Source organism: Flagellimonas aequoris, assembly GCF_003584165.1.
In the GTDB taxonomy this organism is placed as follows: domain Bacteria; phylum Bacteroidota; class Bacteroidia; order Flavobacteriales; family Flavobacteriaceae; genus Flagellimonas; species Flagellimonas aequoris.
This window is the reverse complement of record NZ_QXFJ01000008.1, coordinates 299,781-320,226: the sequence shown is the minus strand read 5'-3', so window position 1 is coordinate 320,226 and position 20,446 is coordinate 299,781. Positions and strand designations below refer to the sequence as shown.

Here is a 20,446-nt window from a genome sequence, read left to right as displayed (position 1 = left end):
CACCCCATTTTTCCAATAAAGGCGAGGATAATATCAATACTTTCATTTCTATATTATCCAACTTGGACCTTACTTAAAATTACAACACAATCCAGAACCTTCAAAATAATGTTTGAATGAATTTTTTGCTATCAAACGGTGCCGATTTCCAATCAATTTCAATTAAAAAATATTCAATTTAATACATGAAATAAGCATTTTTAAAATCATAAATGTTGTTTTTACTTAAATTTTCAACTTTTTATGTGTTAAATTTAACAGTTTTAACATATTTTATTCAAAATTAACCTTCAACAGACCATTGGAGTCCATAAAAAAGCGGCCTCAGAAACATCAAATTCCAAAAAAAATATACCTGAAATCCCCTATTTCACATTAAATCGGCAAACGCCAAAGTTTTCTTAAGACCGGCTTGTAACCCTTATGATTATTGATGAGCTTTAAAACAGTAACTAGCTCAATTAATGTCATATGAAAACAAAATTAAAAGGAATCTTAGCATTTCTTATGCTACTCGTCGTGCACTTGACCAGCGCACAAGAAAAAACAATCACAGGTACGGTCACCGATCATACTGGGATCCCCCTGCCTGGAGTAAACATTTTAGTCGAAGGGACCGCAACGGGTACCCAAACCGATTTTGACGGTATCTACACCATCAGTGCAGCACCGGGACAAACCCTACTTTTTACCTATATAGGACAAAAGCCAACCTCTGTTATCGTAGGTGGGAGCAGCACTATCGACGTTCAAATGGAGGAAGATGCCCAAGCATTGGATGAAGTGGTAGTGACCGCGCTCGGTATCAAACGGGAAAAAAAGAGTCTGGGGTACGCCCAACAATCCATTGAAGGGGAATCGGTGGTCCTGGCCAAGGACACAGACATCAGTGATGGTCTTGCCGGAAAAATTTCCGGGGTGCAACTGGTGGGATCCCCAAGTTCAACCTACGAATCCTCCAACATTAGGCTAAGAGGTAATGTTGGGGTACTTTATGTAGTGGATGGCATCAAGATCAATTCCCCTGGTGACATCAACATGCAGGATGTAGAGGACATCTCCGTACTCAAAGGCTTGGCCGCTACTGCACTTTATGGTACGGAAGCAAGGAACGGCGCCGTGATCATCACCACCAAGACCGCCAAGGATGGGGAAACCAAAGTTACCGTGGATATTGCTTCTTCCCTATCCTCCCTTTACCTTTTGCCTAAATATCAAAATGAATATGGTGGGGGTTATTCCCAAACATTTGCCCAGGTCGATGGACAGAACATCCCAAACTTTTCCGCCGATGAATCCTGGGGACCACGTTTGGACGGCACCTTGGTACGGCAGTGGGACAGCTGGATCGTTGGTGATCCCGGATATGGTGAACTACGCCCATGGGTGCCTACTCCACACGGGATTGAAGATTTTTATGAAACAGGAGCCACTTCCAACATTACTGTTGGATTTTTACAAGGTGGTGAAAAATATAATATCAAGACCACAGTGAACCACGTAGGTACCACCTTGATCAACCCGAACAGTGACAGAAAGCAAACTACCATATCCTTTAAAGGATCTTATAATGTTACCGAAAAGCTAAAGTTCAATGGTGTTTTTAACTACCAGTACCGCTACACCTTCAACAATCCACAAGATCGTGGGTACGCGGGCAATTTCAACGAATGGTGGCAAAGACAGTTGGACATGACCCGATTGAGAAACTACAAAAGAAATGGGCAGATCGTTTCTTGGAACATGCGGGCCTATGACAACCCCACTCCATTGTATTGGGATTCTCCTTATTTTGAAGTTTATGAAAACCTGAACCACGAAACCAAAAATGCCATTTATGGAAGCTTGGGCCTGGAATATGAAATCCTACCTGAACTTGTGGCTACCGTTGATCTAAGAAGGACATTTGACCTTTATAATTTTGATGACCGCAACGCTTGGGGCGGTTTGGCTACACCAAGATACTTGGAGAAAACCACCCAAAATGAGTTTACCGAGGCCTACACACAATTAAGCTACAACAAAAAAATTGGCGATTTTGATTTGGTAGCAAGTGCCGGTGCCCAGTTTAATCAAAGAAAATACAAGTTGATAGAGGCACAGACGGTGGGAGGTCTTCAAATTCCTAACTATTACAGCATTGACACCTCCGTGGACAAACCCAATTATGTTAGGGACAGCAGACATCAAAAATTGAATTCGACCTTTGCAACTGCCTCTGTCGGATATAAAAACTTTCTTTATCTCGATGGTTCCTACAGAATAGACTGGGGTTCCACAGCCGCAAGCGACAATAACTCGGTGGACACTTATGGAGTATCTGCCAGTTTCATTTTTTCTGAATTTATCAACGATGGCAGCTTTTTGAGTTTTGGAAAGATCAGGGCCGGTTTTGCACAAGCTCCCTCCTTTCCTGACGTATACCGTTTGCAGAGCACTTACGATATCCAAAACCCCTATGGTTCCAACGTGGCCCTATCCGTACCCGATATCCTGAACAACCCTGGCCTCATAGGAGGTGTAAGGGAGGAAATTGAGATAGGTACCGAACTATCCTTCCTAAACAATAGGCTTGGGCTAGATTTCACCTATTTTGACCGTACGGACAAAGAACTTCCAACAGAGTTGAGCTTAACTGGTGCAACCGGTTATGAAAGTACTTATGGAAACGGTTCCATTATTGACACCAAAGGATGGGAAGTAGCCCTAACCGCAACCCCTTTTAGAAATGAGAACTTTTCATGGGATATGAATTTCAACATTTCAGGCTACAACAAAAAAGTAGTAAAGATCAATGATCTGGTCACCTATGATGAAGTGGAAACGGGGCGTACGGCCAGCTTGGCACATACTGCAGGATATGATTGGGGCAACATTTATGGGTACGACGTTGTCCGCAACGATGATGGCGTACCAGTGATCAACAGTAACGGATTGCGCGTCTATACCAACAACTACGTGAAGGTGGCCAATGTTCAGCCCGATTTCAACGGTGGTTTCATAAACACTTTCCGCTACAAGAATTTTGATCTTGGTTTCTCCGTGGATTTTCAGGGGGGTGGAAACTTTTTCTCCGTTACCCGATCGTTGTTGGCCTATTCCGGTCTAGGAGATTTTACCGTTGGGGACAACGAACTGGGCAATCCCAAAAGGGATCCTGTCCTGGATAGTTCCGGGAACGAGGTAAACACAGTCCTTGCCCAAAATGTAGGGACAAATTCAGGTGGTGTGCTTGTGGAAGGTGTCAGTGAGGAAACCGGGGAGCCTATCTCCTACTACACCAGTGCTTATAGCTATTATAAGAGCATGAACCGAAAAGTTGGCGAATGGATCTATGATGCCAGTTATGTAAAATTGCGTCAGTTGAAAATAGGTTATCACATTCCAAGATCCATTTTGGGCAACCTCCCCGTGGACGATGTTTCCATTAGCCTATATGCCAATAACCTCTGGTTGATCTACTCTTCCATTGATGGGATTGACCCTTCAGAAATAGAAGCCTATAGCAACTCTAGCAGCAATGACCCCGATGATATTCGCTGGACCGAGGCCGCCCAAGATCCAAACCAGAGAACCTTTGGACTTAACTTAAAATTCTCCTTCTAATGATACCACAAAAAGAAAAAAGCATCATGAAACGATATACAAAAATATACTGCTCACTCCTCCTGATAGGGCTTATTGGATGTGACAATGTTGATTTTGGGGAAACCAATGTGGATCCAGATGCCCCAACCACTGTGGTAAGCAGTGGCCTATTGACCAATGCGGAGAAAACCATATCAAGCCTGGTCACCGATGAAATAGGAGATCTTTATACCCAGCACATCTCCCAGATCACCTATACTGACGGCTCCCGTTATGTAACCCAAAACTGGGACTCGGATTATCTGTACAAGGGCGCCTTGACCGATCTTCAGACCATCATTAATGTGAATTCGGACGAGAACATGGCAGCTGGCCAAACCGTGTATGGATCCAATGCTAACCAGATAGCAGTGGCAAGGCTCATCAAAGCTTACATTTACCAATACATGACCGACACTTGGGGGATGATGCCCTATAGCGGGGCGTTGCAGGGATTGGACAATCCTTATCCCGTTTTCGATACCCAAGAGACCATTTACGACTCACTCTTCACTGAAATTGATGAGGCCATTGCCCAAATGGATGGGGGAACCGGACCTGTTGGTGACCAATTGTTCGGCGGAGATATGGAACGGTGGAAGCAATTTGGCAACACCATGAAATTGATCATGGCATTAAGACTCTCCAACGTGTATCCTTCTCCCACAGGATATGCCGCTACCAAATTCAAGGAAGCCATGACGGGAGCCATTTCCTCTAGTGATGAGAACATCCTGTATCCCTTTCTTGCGGATGACAACAACGACAACCCATGGCAGGACAACTTCCAGACCAGGGAAGATTATGCGGTCAGTGATGTGTTAATTGATAGACTGATTGCGGATAGCGACCCCCGGTTATCGGTTTATGCGGAATACACGAGAACTTCTGTTTCCAACGGAACGCCAGAATATGTAGGCATGCCCTATGGACTTCCCAATTCGGAAATTTTGGCAAGTGATGTGTCCTTTATATCCAGTAATGTAATCTACAACGGGGAGTTCCCTGGAATGATCTATATGTATTACCAAGTGGCCTTTTCCTATGCCGAGGCCGTGGAACTCGGATGGATTGCCGGTAGTGCAAGCGATTATTACGAAGCGGGCATAACCGCTTCATTTGAATATTGGGGAGCTGAGGGACTTTCAGAGTATTTGGCAGCTTTCCCCTTGAGTACGGATTCCGCTACAGCCATGCAACAAATTGCCGAGGAAAAATGGAAGGCCCTGTACCTCCAAGGATGGGAATCTTGGATGGAATGGAAAAGGATCGGTTACCCTGTACTGGAGCCTGCCACCATGCCTCTAAATGGTGATGATGTTCCGGTAAGACACGGATATGATAATGACTATCCTTCTAACAATACGGAGAACTACAATGCGGCGGTGAGCGCACAAGGTCCGGATAATCTGGGAACACATGTTTGGTGGGATACGACACATCCGATAACAAACCAATAAAATTCTTTGAATTGGTGTGGTAGGGTTGCACCGACCTATCGTCGGTGTGACTTTACTTCCACTACTTGAACCAAAATAAAAGGGGCTTGAAAATTCAAGCCCCTTTCCTATATCAAATTGGCGTTACCTTATTCCAAGGAATTTTTATAAGCCTCTATCTTCTTTTCAAGGGCTTCCTTGGTATCAGCTGTAAACTCTTCTGTTTCTTCAACTGTTTCCCCATTTACACTGGTACTGGTCGTTACAATAGCTTTATAGGCACCATCCTCTGTATTGCTTACCTCCACACGGATTTGCTTTTCAATAGCTTTGGTTTCCTTCATTCCTTCCTCGGTAATCGTAATCATGGTTCCATCCTCTTTGACGATGGCAACATCATCAGGTGAAGATAGACTTACCAAACTTGGAGCAATCACCAGAGCCACAACGGACATCAATTTCAACAGAATGTTCAAAGATGGGCCAGAAGTATCCTTAAATGGATCACCCACGGTATCCCCGACCACTGCTGCCTTGTGGGCATCACTACCCTTACGACCTTCACTCTCAATGGTTTTTTTGGCATTGTCCCAAGCACCACCTGCATTGGACTGGAAAATAGCCATCAAAACACCTGCTGTGGTCACACCTGCCAAAAGGCCTCCCAACATTTCAGCTCCACCAATAAAGCCAACCGCTACCGGAACGGCAATGGCCAATAATCCGGGCAACAACATTTCCTTAATGGAAGCTTGAGTGGAAATGGCCACACATTTTTCATATTCGGCCAAACCATCGGCGGCCTCAAAAATTTCAATATCTTCTTTGCTTGCTTTGGATAGATCGGAATCGTACTTCCTCATGACCTCCAATGCCGCTTTCAATTGAGGGATATCGCTAAATTGGCGACGCACCTCCTCGATCATGGACATAGCAGCCCTACCTACCGCGTTCATGGAAAGGGCAGAGAAAACGAAGGGCAACATGCCCCCAATCAAAAGTCCGGCCATGATATCTGGCTGGGATACGTCAATGGATTTTACACCAGCGGTCTTCATAAAGGCCGCGAACAAGGCCAAGGCGGTCAACGCTGCAGAAGCAATAGCAAAACCTTTACCAATGGCAGCTGTAGTATTTCCTACGGCATCCAACTTATCGGTACGCTCTCGTACTTCTTTTGGCAATTCTGCCATCTCGGCAATACCACCTGCATTATCGGAAATAGGCCCGTAAGCATCAACGGCCAACTGGATTCCCGTATTGGCCAACATTCCTACCGCGGCAATGGCAATTCCATATAAACCTGCGAAGTAATGCGAAACCAAGATGGCAGCTGCAATCAAAATAATCGGAATGGCAGTGGACATCATACCCACACCCAAACCTGCAATGATATTGGTAGCAGAACCTGTTTCGGACTGGCGAACAATGGAGTTCACTGGTTTCGTTCCCGTCCCAGTATAATATTCGGTAACCTTACCCACCAATAGTCCGGCGACCAAACCTGCAATGGTGGCCCAAAAGACGCCCATGGCCGTATATTCTTTCCCGGCTTCCACCCAAGATTCAGGTAGCATACCCGTAATCAAGAAATAGGAAACCACCAACATCAATCCGGCAGAACCAAATTCGCCAATATTCAAGGCCGTCTGTGGGTTTCCTCCATCCTTCACTTTCACGAAGAAGGTTCCGATGATGGACATCACAATCCCTACGGCAGCCAAGGCCATGGGTAAATACACCGCACCCAGTCCATCAAAAGCCGATTGGAATTCTGGTAAGGCAGCGAAGGCGGCCCCTAATACCATGGTACCGATGATGGAACCTACATACGATTCAAAAAGGTCAGCTCCCATACCGGCCACATCCCCTACGTTGTCACCCACGTTATCCGCAATGGTCGCAGGGTTCAAAGGGTGATCTTCCGGGATTCCAGCTTCCACTTTACCTACCAAGTCAGCACCTACGTCGGCAGCTTTGGTATAAATACCACCACCCACACGGGCAAACAATGCTATGGAGGATGCTCCAAGGGAAAAACCGGAAAGTACGTTCAATACTTCTCCAATTTCCCAACCCTGACCGCTATAGATCATGAAAAGTCCGCTCAATCCCAAAACACCAAGACCAACAACACCTAGTCCCATAACGGCACCGCCCGCAAAGGCTACCTCCAAGGCCTTGCCCAATGAGGTCTTTGCCGCATGGGTAGTCCTAACATTGGCTTTTGTGGCCACCTTCATTCCAATAAATCCGGCCAAGGCGGAACAAATGGCTCCTACCACAAAGGAAACGGCCACCATTCCATTGGAGCCCGCTTCATTGCTTCCTTTGAAGAAAAGCAACACGGCCACGGCCACCACAAAAATGCTGAGTATTTTATATTCTGCCTTTAGGAAGGACATTGCACCATCGGCAATGTTCTTGGCAATCCTTGCCATTTTATCATCCCCAACTTCCTGTTTGGAGATCCATACGTTTTTAATGAACACGTACAATAGGCCCAGGATACCAAAAACGGGCAAAAACTTTACGATTAAATCCATAGATTGAGTTGTTTAGAAAATTTTTAATGGCAGCTAATGTAGTAAAATACGAAGTAATAAAAAAAATGCGCTTTTTATAATGAAAAGCGCATTTTTTTAAAGTTATTATTACCTATATGGTGTAGGTCCGTTTCTTTTTGTGTTCGCTATCTTCATAGCGTTGCACACACTCGTGATAAATCTTGATGGCCTCATTCACGTCGCCCCATCCACCGGTATCCACTTTCTTTTCCTCCAAATCCTTGTACACCTGGAAAAAGTGTTCGATTTCTTTCAATCGATGTGGATTAAGTTCGCTGATATCGTCCCTCTGGCTCCAGATGGGATCGGACACGGGTACACAGATCAATTTTTCATCGGGACCCTTTTCATCGGTCATATGGAAAACACCTACCGGTTTCACTTCCATTACTACCATGGGATAGCTTGGCTCCGTGGCCAATACCAATACATCCAGCGGGTCTTTGTCCAACGCCAAGGTCTCTGGAACAAAACCGTAATCGCCAGGGTACATCATGGAAGAAAACAATGTTCTATCAAATCGGATCTTGTTCAGGGTGAAGTCGTATTCGTACTTATTTCTACTACCTTTTGGGATCTCTATGAGTACATCAAAGGTAACTTGTGGTTTTTTAGACATTTCAGAGATTTATTTATTGCAAAAATAACCAGTACAACTGGATTAGGGCGCATAAATTGCCTTATTCGTATTAATTAAAAATTAAATCCGAAGGTTCCGGTAATACCAAAAGGTCTTGCATCCGGATTATCGAGATAATTACCTCTAAAATTGAAGTCGATCCGTAGGATTTTGAAGATATTCCCGACCCCGAAAGAATATTCCCAATAGATCTGATCGGTTGGTGCCGACAGCGGAATATTGGTTGGGGCACTCAGGGCGATATTCTCATCCGAAAGTTGACCCCAAGCTCCTCTCAACCCCACAATTTCACGAAGGTTGAATTTTCTCAAAAAGGGTATTCTGGAAAACAATCGTCCATTAAAGTTATGCTCCAAATGTACGGTGGCATAGGTATCGGTCACAAATTCGTAAAAATCGAGGTTTGGAAACACATTGTACAAGGAGAACAGCGTCTGGTTACCCGGAATCACACTTAGCAGTCCCAGAGGAACGGCACCAAAGGTCTTACCGAGTTCCACGCTACTGGTCAACCTGCCCAAGCCACCAATTTGCCAAGGTTGTCTATAGGAAAATTGAATCTTTTCATAATCGAAATCACTTTCCAAAAAGCCACTTACCCCTTTGGTATAATTCAAGACCAACGTACTGTAATCGTCATTTACATTGACACGCTCCACCCCGTAACCTATCGTGCGTTTTCCTGGGGTATAGACGACCGTGGTATTCAAATCGAACTGTTTGATCTCTGACGAAATACCATTGGGAGAGGTGGGGTCCACGTAATCCAGACTGAAGGCATCCGGCAAGGCCGAACTCAACGTCCGGAACGAACTGCCCACACTAATCCTCAAATTCTTCACCGGTTCCATCTCTACATTAAAAGTGGATAGGTTGATGTTGGTAAGCCTGTTGTTGGAACCAACCGTCACCAAAGACGATGAGGCAATGCTCCTACCCATCACATCGTTGGTGCTCGTAAGGCTTAGGCCCAACTGTTCAATATCCCTTCGGTTACCCCCGGATAGGATGAGTCTGTTCTTCCGATCCAGCAAAAACTTCCCCGAAAAACCGTGTTTGAACTTTCTATCGTCAAAACCATAGGCCATATAACCTTCCAATCGCCACGTATCATTCTGCCCAAAATAGGTTCTCGCTCCACCCCTCAGACGGATGCCTTCGGCATCGTTGTAACCAAAAGTGCTGTAGATATCGCCTATGTCGATGTTCCATTTGTCAATTTCAACATAACCGGACCCCAAAATACTCACAATATCGTAGTAGGTCCGGAACTTGGGAACGGTCTTAAGGGTATCCAATAATTTGAAGATGCCCGATTCATCCGAATTCAGATTCTCCAGTCGAGCGTTTTTCCAAAAAACACTGTCCTGTGCAAACACCCGGGGGTCATAAGGATCGGAAACGGCCTTATAAAATTCTTGGGAGCGGTTGGTATCAAAAACATAGTTATCGAATACCGTGGTACGCTTACCGTACACTCCCCTCGACTCTTCTTTCTTGGAAAAACTAAAATCGCTCAGCATGTAATCCCGCTTCAACAGAAAGACAGAATCGCTCACCACATCAAACTCCTGTTCAATATAAATTTCCTTCACCCAGTTGATGTTGGCACTCTTGGTGACCTGCATATTGATCTTCTTGATGGCAAAGGTGGTATCGTTCACCCAAAAATCACCTTTAAAGGTAAGCTCGTTTTTCCGTCTCGGATAATAGATGATATTGTAGCACCATTTATTGTCAATGAAGGTACTGTCAGACAGCACGTAGTTGTACACATCCACCCCTGTTTTGGACAAGGGGCTGGTAAAGCTCTTGTCGAAAAACTTGAGGTAATTATCGTAGATATCATAATCGGAATAGAGGTCTTCCACAAATGCAGCGATGGCCTGATTACCACTAAATCCAGAGTTTTTGTTCCCCAACACATCCTCTTTTTCCTTATCGATGACATTGTCGCCATATACTTTGGAGAACGTCTCGTTCAAGAAAATGGGCAAATAGGTCTTTCCAGTGATGCGGGAGGTGTCCAAATCCTCGAACATAAATTCCAGCCCTTTGAACAGTTTACTCTTGATCAGGGCACTGTCTATAGTATTGAGGTCGAACTCTATTTTCTCGTACTTGTCGTATTGGTATTGTTTGAACATCCGGACCCCGTTCTGTCTCTTTTTCGCCCAGATCTTTCGCAGGATATCGATGGCCGGATTGTTCTTTTTGGATTGCTTGCCGGTATACACCACCACCTCTTTCAGTTCTTCCGCGGATTCGGCCAGAACAATCTCGAGGCCATAGTTCACTTTTTGGGGAAGGGGTATCTCCTTGGTCTCATATCCAATGAAAGATACAATGATGGCCTTATAGGTATTGTCCGATTCAAAATAAAAACGGCCATTGTCATTGGTGATGGTTCCTTCGGAAGAATCTTTAAAAATGATATTGGCAAAAGAAATGGGATCACCGAATTCATCCAGCACGACACCTTCTATTTTGGTCTGCGCGGATACCAGTAAAATGGAGAGAAAGAAAAAAACGGAAAGGATTCTTTTCATGTTCAGATATATGGGACACAAAGAAAGACAACAAAGGCTTTCCTTTGATAAACTTAGGTCAAATTTGGTTCAAAGTATTTTCTTATCAAAAACTGTTCCCTAAAAAAAGCCCCATCAACTAGGTTGACGGGGCTAATATACCTTACAAATATGATTCTATAGCTTATATAACACTTTCTTAACAGCCTTGATCACGTCCTCGTGGTTAGGCAACCATTCCGCCAAAAGCACGGGGGAATAAGGTGCTGGGGTGTCAGCAGTGTTCAATTTTACGATAGGGGCATCCAAATAATCGAATGCTTTGTCCTGAACGTGATAGATAATTTCGGTAGCCACGTTACCAAATGGCCAAGCTTCTTCCAAAATCACCATTCTGTTGGTTTTCTTAACGGAAGTGATGATGGCATTGATATCCATTGGACGAACGGTACGCAAATCGATGATCTCGCAGCTGATACCTTCTTTTTCCAACTCTTCGGCAGCTTTGTAGGCTTCTTTGATGATTTTTCCAAAGGAAACAATGGTCACATCGGTACCTTCGCGCTTAATGTCGGCCACACCCAATGGAATGGTATACTCACCTTCTGGCACCTCACCTTTGTCACCATACATTTGCTCAGACTCCATAAAAATTACAGGGTCGTTATCGCGGATGGCACTTTTCAACAAACCTTTGGCATCGGCCGGGTTCGATGGAACCACCACTTTTAGACCTGGACAGTTGGCGTACCAACTTTCAAAAGCCTGTGAGTGCGTAGCGGCCAACTGACCTGCAGAAGCAGTAGGACCCCTAAAAACGATTGGGCAGTTGAACTGTCCGGCAGACATCTGGCGGATTTTTGCCGCGTTATTGATGATCTGGTCAATTCCCACCAAGGAGAAGTTGAAGGTCATGAATTCGATGATAGGTCGGTTGCCGTTCATGGTAGAACCTACGCCTACACCGGCAAAGCCCAACTCGGAAATTGGGGTATCCAAAACCCTTTCAGGTCCAAATTCATCCAACATTCCTTTTGAAGCTTTGTAGGCACCGTTGTATTCGGCTACCTCCTCACCCATCAAATAAATGGAATCATCCCTTCTCATTTCTTCGGACATGGCCTCAGCAATGGCTTCCCTAAACTGTAGTGTTTTCATTAAATCGTACTAAAAAATTTAATTGGTGTGCTTAAAAACGCAAGCAAAAATAGCAAAAACTCGACGAACATTGCCTGACCAGGCACCAAAAAAAAGAACAAAATTTATTATGCATGCATAATAAATTTCATAATTATTAGCTATATTTGAAACCATAAACCTTAAGTATATATGAAGATTTTAGTTTGCATAAGCAACGTACCGGATACCACTTCCAAAATCAATTTTACGGAAGGCGATACCAAGTTTGACACAAACGGGGTTCAATTTGTGATTAATCCAAACGATGAATTTGGATTGACCCGAGCCATGTGGTTCAAGGAAAAACAAGGCGCAACCGTGCATGTGGCAACCGTTGGAGGTGCCCAAACGGAACCCACCATTAGAAAGGCACTTGCCATTGGGGCTGATGAGGCCATCAGGGTAAATGCCGAACCTAAGGATGGTTTTTTCGTGGCCAAACAATTGGCCGAAGTGGTCAAAAATGGCGGTTATGATCTTGTCATTGCCGGTAGGGAATCCATCGACTATAACGGAGGTATGGTTCCTGGAATGTTGGCCACTTTGTTGGACATGAACTTTGTAAATACCTGCATTGGGTTGGAAATTGATGGAACGCAAGCTACCGCACTGCGAGAAATCGACGGAGGAAAGGAAAAATTGAGCACTTCCCTGCCCTTGGTGATCGGTGGTCAAAAAGGTTTGGTAGAGGAAAGTGACTTGCGCATCCCCAATATGAGAGGCATCATGATGGCCAGACAAAAAGCTCTCAATGTAGTGGAGCCCGTGGATGCCCCACAGTTGACCAAGGATGAAAAATTTGACAAACCTGCTCCAAAAGGAGCCGTTAAACTGGTAAGTCCTGATAATGTAGGGGAACTGGTAGACCTATTGCACAACGAAGCGAAAGTGATTTAAGGCGTAGCCAAATCATTCCGAACTAGTTTCGGAATCTATTATAAAGTCATAAAGTTCCTGAATCAAGTTCAGGAAAAAATTTAAAGAAATTTTTATGTCAGTATTAGTATATACCGAATCCCTTAAGGGAAAGTTTAAAAAGAATGCCTTTGAAGTGGCTTCCTATGCCTATAAAGTGGCTCAAGATCTGGGCACCACCGTTACGGCTGTAACGTTCAATGCACAGGACGATGCCTCTTTAGGAGCATATGGAATTTCCAAAGTTTTGAAAATCACCAATGATAAATTGGATACTTTTAATGCCAAAGCTTACGCCGATGCATTGACCCAAGCTGCAAAGGCCGAAGGTGCCAAGGTCATCATCCTAAGTTCAAGTGCCGACACCAAATTTTTGGCGCCAATCCTTGCCACCAAAATGGATGCGGGATATGTTCCCAATGTGGTTGCCGCTCCTGATAGCACTTCCCCATTCGTAGTAAAAAGGACGGCTTTCAGTAACAAAGGCTTTGCCCATACTGAAATCACTTCTGAGATTAAGGTAATCGGAGTATCCAATAATGCCTATGGAGTGGTTGAAAACAGTGTTTCGGCCGCTGTGGAAGATTTTAATCCTTCATTGACCGATGGCGACTTCGCCGTAAAATCGGTTGAAGTGGATAGGGTAACCGGAAAAGTGACCATCGCCGATGCCGACATTGTGGTTTCTGGTGGTCGCGGATTGAAAGGTCCGGAAAATTGGGGTATGATCGAGGAACTTGCCCAAGTTTTGGGTGCCGCTACGGCCTGCTCCAAGCCCGTTTCGGATTTAGGCTGGCGTCCACACGGTGAACACGTGGGACAAACCGGTAAGCCTGTGGCCAGTAATCTTTATATCGCCGTGGGCATTTCCGGAGCCATTCAACATTTGGCCGGAGTAAGTGCCTCCAAAGTAAAAGTGGTCATCAACAATGACCCTGAGGCTCCTTTCTTTAAGGCCGCGGATTACGGAATTGTTGGGGATGCCTTCGAGGTAGTGCCCAAACTCATCGAAAAATTAAAGGAATTTAAAGCCCAAAACGCTTAAATTTTGTTAATTTGCCCATTGCAAGGGGCTGTTCAGATAACTGGCAATGTCACTTATTTGAACGGCCTTTTTTGCTATAGGAGGAGATTATGAGTTTAGTACGATTAAAAATAAAGGGAATATCATACAGTCAAACACAGAATGGCGCATATGCCCTTATTTTGAATGAAGTGGAGGGAGACCGGAAACTACCCATTGTCATTGGGGCATTTGAGGCGCAATCCATTGCCATTGCCCTGGAAAAGGACATTAAACCTCCCAGACCCCTTACCCATGACCTTTTTAAGAATTTCGCCGATCGATTTGAAATTGTGGTGAAACAGGTCATCATTCACAAATTGGTGGATGGGGTTTTCTATTCCAGTATTATCTGTGAACGCGACAAAGTGGAGGAGATCATCGATGCCCGCACCAGTGATGCGATTGCCTTGGCCCTTCGGTTTGATGCACCCATTTTTACCTATAAGACCATTTTGGACAAAGCGGGAATCTTCTTGAAATTTTCATCCAAAGAAGAAGAAAAAGAGGAAGATGACAGCATTGTGGTGGACGAGATCCTTCAAGAAGGGGAAACCGTGGAGATAGAATCCGGTGCCGGTTCCCATGGGTATCGTGAAATGTCTCTGGAAGAACTACATAAAGAATTGGAAAAGGCAGTGACCAATGAAGACTACGAAAAAGCTGCCAAGTTAAGGGACGAAATTTCCAAGCGCAAATAAACGTACATGGCGAAAAAGATCCAGAGTTTCCTGATCCTTCTATTCATTTGTTCGGTCGCTTTAGGCCAAAATTCTTTACCAACCGATTCCCTCAATGTCGCAACGGCCACCAACCTCGTGACCCAAGCTTCTCCAGAAATCATTCCAAACCAAGGGTTTACTTTTACCACATTGCTTCGCGGTGCATTGGGTATGGCCGTTTTGATCTTGATTTCCTTTCTTTTCAGTGCAAACCGTAAGGCCATCAATTGGAAAACCGTGGGTATCGGGCTTTCGCTTCAGGTATTGATTGCCATTGGCGTGCTCAAAGTTCCCTTTGTCCAATATGTTTTTGAACAAGTTGGTAGCATTTTTGTCAATATTCTGGAGTTTACAAGGGCAGGTAGTCAATTTTTGTTTGAAGGATTGGTCGTGGATATGGACACCTTTGGATACATTTTTGCCTTTCAGGTGCTCCCCACCATTGTATTTTTCTCTGCTTTGACCTCCGTGCTCTACTATTTAGGTGTGATCCAATGGGTGGTAAAAGGAATGGCGTGGTTGCTCTCCAAAAGTTTGGGCATCTCGGGAGCGGAAAGTCTATCCGTGGCCGGAAATATCTTTTTGGGACAGACCGAAGCCCCGCTATTGATCAAGGCCTATTTGGAAAAAATGAACCGGTCCGAAATCCTTTTGGTCATGATCGGTGGAATGGCCACGGTTGCCGGAGCTGTTCTTGCTGCTTATATTGGATTTTTAGGTGGGGATGACCCTGTACTCCGATTGGTATTCGCCAAACACCTTCTGGCCGCCTCTGTAATGGCTGCACCGGGCGCTATCGTGATTTCAAAAATATTATATCCCCAGACCGAAGCGGTAAATACCGATGTTAAGGTGTCCGCCGAAAAAATTGGAACCAACATTTTGGATGCCATCGCCAACGGAACTACCGAAGGATTGAAATTGGCCCTAAATGTAGGCGCCATGCTATTGGTCTTTGTGGCCTTTATTGCCATGATCAATGGTATTTTGGGCTGGATTGGTGACTTGACTACCTTCAACGGTTGGATTGCTGCCAATTCCCCGTATGAAAGTTTTTCACTCGAAGCCATTCTGGGAACCGTCTTCGCCCCTCTCATGTGGCTCATCGGTGTAGCCAATGAAGATGTGATGCTTATGGGACAATTGCTCGGCATTAAACTAGCTGCTAGCGAATTCATTGGCTACATTCAGTTGGCCGGCCTTAAAGATGTGGCGAACGGCGTGCATTTTACCTATAACAAATCCGTGATCATGGCCACGTACATGCTTTGTGGCTTTGCCAATTTTGCTTCCATTGGTATCCAAATCGGTGGTATTGGTTCCTTGGCACCCGGTCAGCGCAAGAACTTATCCGAATTCGGCATGAAGGCCGTTTTGGGTGGCTCTTTGGCTTCCTTGCTTTCTGCTACCATTGCGGGGATGATTTTGGGGTAAATGGGTGAAGGGAACCGGGTTAAAGGTTAAGGAAACAAGATTCTAGAAACTTTTTACAATAATCATATCAACCTCGATCATTTAACGCAATTGTACTATGCGAAATTTTCGAGAATTGGAAGTTTGGAAAGACTCCAGAATACTGGTAAAGAAAATCTACACCATTACCAAATGTTTACCTGATTCTGAAAAATACGGCCTTGTATCCCAAATGAACAGGTGTTCGGTGTCTATTCCAGCCAATATTGCTGAAGGATGCAGCAAGTATTCCCAAAAAGACTTTGTCCGGTTTTTACAAATCAGTTTGGGTTCTGCCTTCGAATTGGAGACCCATCTCATTCTTTGCCAAGATTTGAACTTACTTCCTTCAGAAGAAACATCATCAATCATCAAAAACATCCAACGCCTGCAAAGAAAGATTGCATCTCTAATAAAATACAATAAGTCCAACCATCATTAACCCTTTACCCTTGCCCCTTAACCCATTAGCTTTTACCCTTGTCCCAATCACACCCGTTAATAAAGTCTTCATAAATCAGACAGTAGACCTATTGCTCTTTCATACGCAACCATTTACCTTTAACCCATTATGAAACAATACCACGACCTCCTCAAACATGTATTGGAACACGGGAACCAAAAAGGGGACCGTACAGGAACAGGAACCTTGAGCGTTTTTGGCTATCAGATGCGGTTCGACCTTTCGGAAGGATTCCCCATGGTGACCACCAAAAAATTGCATTTAAAGTCCATTATTTATGAACTGCTGTGGTTTTTGAAGGGGGATACCAATATTGAATACCTGCAAGAGAACGGGGTACGCATTTGGAACGAATGGGCCGATGAAAACGGAGACCTCGGTCCCGTATACGGACACCAATGGCGCAATTGGAACAGTGAGGAAATCGACCAGATACAGGAAGTAGTGGACACGTTGAAGAACAATCCCAATAGTCGCCGTATGTTGGTCTCTGCCTGGAACCCCAGTGTATTGCCGGACACTTCGGTATCCTTTGCGGAAAATGTTGCCAACGGAAAGGCCGCCCTCCCTCCCTGCCATGCTTTTTTCCAGTTTTATGTGGCCGATGGGAAACTGTCCTGCCAATTGTACCAACGCAGTGCGGACATCTTTTTGGGGGTACCGTTCAATATAGCTTCCTATGCCTTGTTCACCATGATGATGGCCCAAGTGTGTGGTTATCAGCCAGGGGAATTTATCCACACCTTTGGTGACGCCCATATCTACAACAACCATTTGGAACAGGTGGAGCTGCAATTGAGCCGTGACCCTCACCCCTTACCCACCATGAAGATCAATCCTGAAGTAAAGGACATCTTTGCTTTTACCTTTGATGATTTTGAACTGCTCAACTACGACCCACATCCCCATATTAAAGGCGTTGTTGCCGTATAAATTTGATTTGAGCTTATGCGAAAAGGAGGGGTAATTTTTGACTTCAACGGTACACTGTTTTGGGATTCCGAATATCAGGAAAAGTCTTGGGACGAGTATTTGGCGGCGCACCATATTTTCCTGACCGAACAGCAAAAAAGGGATTACATCCATGGCCGCAATGGGAAAGATACGCTTGAGATTCTCTTCAAACGACCCTTTAGTGATGAAGAAGTGCATCAGTATTCCGAAGAAAAAGAAGTGCTGTACCGCAACGAATGTCTGAAACACAAAATGGAACTGGCACCCGGTGCGCTGGACCTTTTGGATTATTTAAGGGCGAACGATGTTCCCATGGCCATTGCCACGGCTTCTGGAAAATCGAATGTGGACTTTTTTATAGACCAGTTCAACTTACTCGATTATTTTGCCGAGGAGCATATTGTGTACAACGATGGCACCGTAAAAGGAAAACCGCACCCCGACTTATTTGACAGGGCCGTTGAACGATTGGGCGTGGGCAAAACAGGTTCCGTTATTTTTGAGGATTCCCACTCCGGGGTACAGGCAGCCCTCAATTGCCAAGTGGGCCATGTGGTCATCGTAAATTCTACCAACTCGGATTATGCCGATTTTGACCTGCCCATCATCACCCATTTTGATGGGTTTGATAGAAGGCTTTTAAAAAATTGATTATCTTTTTTCTCTGAAAATATGGGACAAGCATGTCGGATGATTCCCTTTTTAACACCTATCGAGATAAATCATATCGATTTATTTCCTTTGATGGCCTTTATAGTACAATTGAAAACCAAAGACTAAGGTTTTCAAGGGCAGACCAATTCAATGACCCTTTAGATAATAGTCCATTTTTGATGGATTTGGATTGGGAAAACTTATCCAAAAAAGGACATAAGCTTATTCAACATGCTACAAAGATTGCATTTGAAAGAGCCTTTTCATCAACATATATATGTTGTTTTTCAAAAACCTATACTACTGAAAAGTCATATTTGATGTGGGCACATTATGGAAAATCTCATACACAAGTCTGTTTTGAAATAGATTTCTCAAAACATGACTATTGTGGTAGTCCTTCGGAAGTCGTTTACCCAGAAAGCCTACTTGAAAAAAGAAATTCAAAAAAAATAAAAGAAGGGGAATTGGGCATGTTTGTGGTAACAAATAAAAGTAATATTTGGGATTACGAGGAAGAAGTACGCCTTGTTTTTGACATTCGCTACGTCAAAAACCTAATGGATTTAAAAATTACTAATGACGGAAAAAACTTGGATGTTCCTTTTAATCCAAAATTGATATCCAAGGTCATTTTTGGATATAAATCACTAGAATTTGACCAATTGAAAACTATTTCGTTTTTCAATAACATTGGTCATATGCCAAGATATGAACAAATGATAGTTGACCCATTAACATTAAAACTAAAACCCATAATGTATGAGCCTTCGATATAACACAAGTTCAAGATTTTCCCTTCAACATCCCATTAATATCCCGTAACGCGGTAACCACTTGTTGTATTTCCCTTTGGGAAAAAGCACCTTCCTCTACATAAAAAAGCATTTCCAAACCTAAGTCCAATATATCGGCCAGTTCGGTAGGGGAGCCATAGGCATCTTCAAACAATTTGGAGAAACGCACATCAGCGATATTCTTATTTAAATCACTCATCGTCATAACAAAATATGACCTAAGATATGGTTTTAATCCAATTCGTCATAATATATTATGACGTTTTATACGCTTTATCTATTGACTTTTGTTTTGTTAGGTTTTTTCAATGTTGACAAAGCAGGAATTATCGATAAAAATCGGCAACCGTATTAAACAACTTAGAAAGGAAAAAAACATTTCCCAAGCTGAGTTGGGAAGATTATGTGGGCGTGACAAACAGCACATTGAACTCATTGAAAACCATAAAGTTTCTGCAAACACCTATACGCTTTATACCATTGCACTTGCTCTTGGGGTTGAACTTGAAGAATTGTTTAAATTTTGAACTCCATCATCCAATACACCATCGCACAATTTGAGGAAATCCAAGAGGGATACCCTTGGGTAGGCAGTTCATATTCCAGTAAATTGTCAAAGGTGGATGAACGTCTTGTGTTTGAGAGACCTTTGGAAGGTTTGCACAGTATTGCCGAGACCATTTCGCACCTCACTTTTTGGCGAAAAGAGGCTCTGCTGAAAATCAAAACGGGTAAGGGCAGCAAAACGGACGATTGCCCAGAAAATTGGTTGCCCAACAACATCCTAAAACAAAAAGGTTGGGAGCAAATCCAAAAGGAATACGATGATACCCTCGCGGAACTCATCACTTTGCTCCAAGACAAGGAAGATGCATTTCTTTCCGAAACCTATTACGACACCGACTTTAAGGGCGACTACCCATACAGCTTTCTCATCAATGGTATGTTGCACCATGATGTGTACCATTTGGGGCAGTTGGGAATCATCATTAAATATCTGAAAGAGAAAAACCATTAAATTGCTAGTTGTCAATTAATACTAAACAAGTTACCATGGACAAACACAGAATCTTTACCACTTCAGTTGCCAGTGTATATCCACATTATATCACCAAAGCGGAGAAAAAAGGCCGTACCAAAGAAGACGTGGACACCATCATCCAATGGTTGACCGGCTACGACCAAAAGGCCTTGCAACAGATCATCGACAACCGAACGGATTTTGAAACCTTCTTTGGGGAAGCACCCCAATTGAACCCCAATGTTTCCAAAATAACAGGGGTAATCTGTGGGTATCGGGTTGAAGAGATGGAAGACGGACTCATGAAAAAAATTCGGTATCTGGACAAACTGGTGGACGAATTGGCCAAAGGGAAGGCCATGGAGAAAATTTTAAGGAAGTAGCGTTCCGTTTTGCCTATCCAAGGCCAAGGGCCTTAAAACCTA

The 20,446-nt window shown here is 43.9% G+C and carries 18 protein-coding genes; 13 read left to right on the top strand and 5 right to left on the bottom strand.

Translation table 11 applies throughout. The features are described 5' to 3' along the window. Nucleotides 1-471: 471 nt before the first annotated feature. Both D2U88_RS02365 and D2U88_RS02360 read left to right on the top strand, forming a co-directional pair. Entirely contained in the window at nt 472-3,606 is a 3,135-nt protein-coding gene (locus D2U88_RS02365) for a SusC/RagA family TonB-linked outer membrane protein (protein ID WP_119638690.1), read from the top strand. Between the two features lie 26 nt (nt 3,607-3,632). After that, nucleotides 3,633-5,087, top strand: a complete 1,455-nt coding sequence (locus D2U88_RS02360) for a SusD/RagB family nutrient-binding outer membrane lipoprotein (protein ID WP_182859086.1) — start codon at nt 3,633-3,635, stop codon at nt 5,085-5,087. A 128-nt stretch (nt 5,088-5,215) separates the two neighbouring features. Here D2U88_RS02360 and D2U88_RS02355 read toward each other — a convergent pair whose 3' ends face one another. From D2U88_RS02355 to D2U88_RS02340, 4 genes are all read right to left on the bottom strand, one after another. After that, on the bottom strand, nt 5,216-7,612 hold the full coding sequence (locus D2U88_RS02355) for a sodium-translocating pyrophosphatase (protein ID WP_119638688.1): 2,397 nt from the start codon (nt 7,610-7,612) through the stop codon (nt 5,216-5,218). A gap of 112 nt (nt 7,613-7,724) precedes the next feature. Next, nucleotides 7,725-8,252 (bottom strand): inorganic diphosphatase, encoded by a 528-nt coding sequence (locus D2U88_RS02350; RefSeq protein ID WP_119638687.1) that lies wholly within the window; start codon nt 8,250-8,252, stop codon nt 7,725-7,727. Nucleotides 8,253-8,326: 74 nt separating this feature from the next. Continuing rightward, on the bottom strand, nt 8,327-10,822 hold the full coding sequence (locus D2U88_RS02345; protein WP_119638686.1) for a DUF5686 family protein: 2,496 nt from the start codon (nt 10,820-10,822) through the stop codon (nt 8,327-8,329). A 156-nt stretch (nt 10,823-10,978) separates the two neighbouring features. Next, the gene (locus tag D2U88_RS02340; RefSeq protein WP_119638685.1) at nt 10,979-11,959 is read right to left on the bottom strand and encodes a pyruvate dehydrogenase complex E1 component subunit beta; all 981 of its coding nucleotides are present in this window, start codon (nt 11,957-11,959) and stop codon (nt 10,979-10,981) included. Between the two features lie 171 nt (nt 11,960-12,130). Between D2U88_RS02340 and D2U88_RS02335 the strand changes: the two genes are divergently transcribed. From D2U88_RS02335 to D2U88_RS02300, 8 genes are all read left to right on the top strand, one after another. Beyond that, nucleotides 12,131-12,877 (top strand): electron transfer flavoprotein subunit beta/FixA family protein, encoded by a 747-nt coding sequence (locus tag D2U88_RS02335; RefSeq protein ID WP_119638684.1) that lies wholly within the window; start codon nt 12,131-12,133, stop codon nt 12,875-12,877. A 94-nt stretch (nt 12,878-12,971) separates the two neighbouring features. Continuing rightward, nucleotides 12,972-13,940, top strand: coding sequence for an electron transfer flavoprotein subunit alpha/FixB family protein (locus D2U88_RS02330; RefSeq protein WP_119638683.1), 969 nt, complete (start codon nt 12,972-12,974; stop codon nt 13,938-13,940). Between the two features lie 89 nt (nt 13,941-14,029). Further along, nucleotides 14,030-14,659, top strand: coding sequence for a bifunctional nuclease family protein (locus D2U88_RS02325; RefSeq protein WP_119638682.1), 630 nt, complete (start codon nt 14,030-14,032; stop codon nt 14,657-14,659). A gap of 6 nt (nt 14,660-14,665) precedes the next feature. Then, nucleotides 14,666-16,114, top strand: coding sequence for a NupC/NupG family nucleoside CNT transporter (locus D2U88_RS02320; RefSeq protein WP_119638681.1), 1,449 nt, complete (start codon nt 14,666-14,668; stop codon nt 16,112-16,114). Nucleotides 16,115-16,211: 97 nt separating this feature from the next. Further along, entirely contained in the window at nt 16,212-16,574 is a 363-nt protein-coding gene (locus D2U88_RS02315) for a four helix bundle protein (protein ID WP_119638680.1), read from the top strand. A 129-nt stretch (nt 16,575-16,703) separates the two neighbouring features. Next, nucleotides 16,704-17,528, top strand: a complete 825-nt coding sequence (locus tag D2U88_RS02310) for a thymidylate synthase (protein ID WP_119638679.1) — start codon at nt 16,704-16,706, stop codon at nt 17,526-17,528. Between the two features lie 15 nt (nt 17,529-17,543). Continuing rightward, nucleotides 17,544-18,200, top strand: coding sequence for an HAD family hydrolase (locus tag D2U88_RS02305; protein WP_119638678.1), 657 nt, complete (start codon nt 17,544-17,546; stop codon nt 18,198-18,200). Nucleotides 18,201-18,232: 32 nt separating this feature from the next. After that, entirely contained in the window at nt 18,233-18,982 is a 750-nt protein-coding gene (locus D2U88_RS02300) for a DUF2971 domain-containing protein (protein ID WP_119638677.1), read from the top strand. Nucleotides 18,983-18,989: 7 nt separating this feature from the next. Here D2U88_RS02300 and D2U88_RS02295 read toward each other — a convergent pair whose 3' ends face one another. Further along, nucleotides 18,990-19,199, bottom strand: coding sequence for a hypothetical protein (locus tag D2U88_RS02295; RefSeq protein ID WP_119638676.1), 210 nt, complete (start codon nt 19,197-19,199; stop codon nt 18,990-18,992). 109 nt (nt 19,200-19,308) lie between these two features. Here D2U88_RS02295 and D2U88_RS02290 point away from each other — a divergent pair, with 109 nt between their 5' ends. From D2U88_RS02290 to D2U88_RS02280, 3 genes are read left to right on the top strand one after another with little or no spacing between them, the layout of a single operon-like run. Beyond that, the gene (locus D2U88_RS02290) at nt 19,309-19,527 is read left to right on the top strand and encodes a helix-turn-helix transcriptional regulator (RefSeq protein WP_235855700.1); all 219 of its coding nucleotides are present in this window, start codon (nt 19,309-19,311) and stop codon (nt 19,525-19,527) included. Then, nucleotides 19,524-20,018 carry a DinB family protein gene (locus tag D2U88_RS02285; RefSeq protein ID WP_182859085.1) on the top strand — a complete coding sequence of 165 codons (495 nt, stop codon included), beginning with the start codon at nt 19,524-19,526 and terminating at the stop codon, nt 20,016-20,018. Before D2U88_RS02290 ends, D2U88_RS02285 begins: the two co-directional genes overlap by 4 nt. A gap of 35 nt (nt 20,019-20,053) precedes the next feature. Beyond that, nucleotides 20,054-20,404, top strand: a complete 351-nt coding sequence (locus D2U88_RS02280; protein ID WP_119638674.1) for a DUF2200 domain-containing protein — start codon at nt 20,054-20,056, stop codon at nt 20,402-20,404. Nucleotides 20,405-20,446 lie beyond the last annotated feature (42 nt).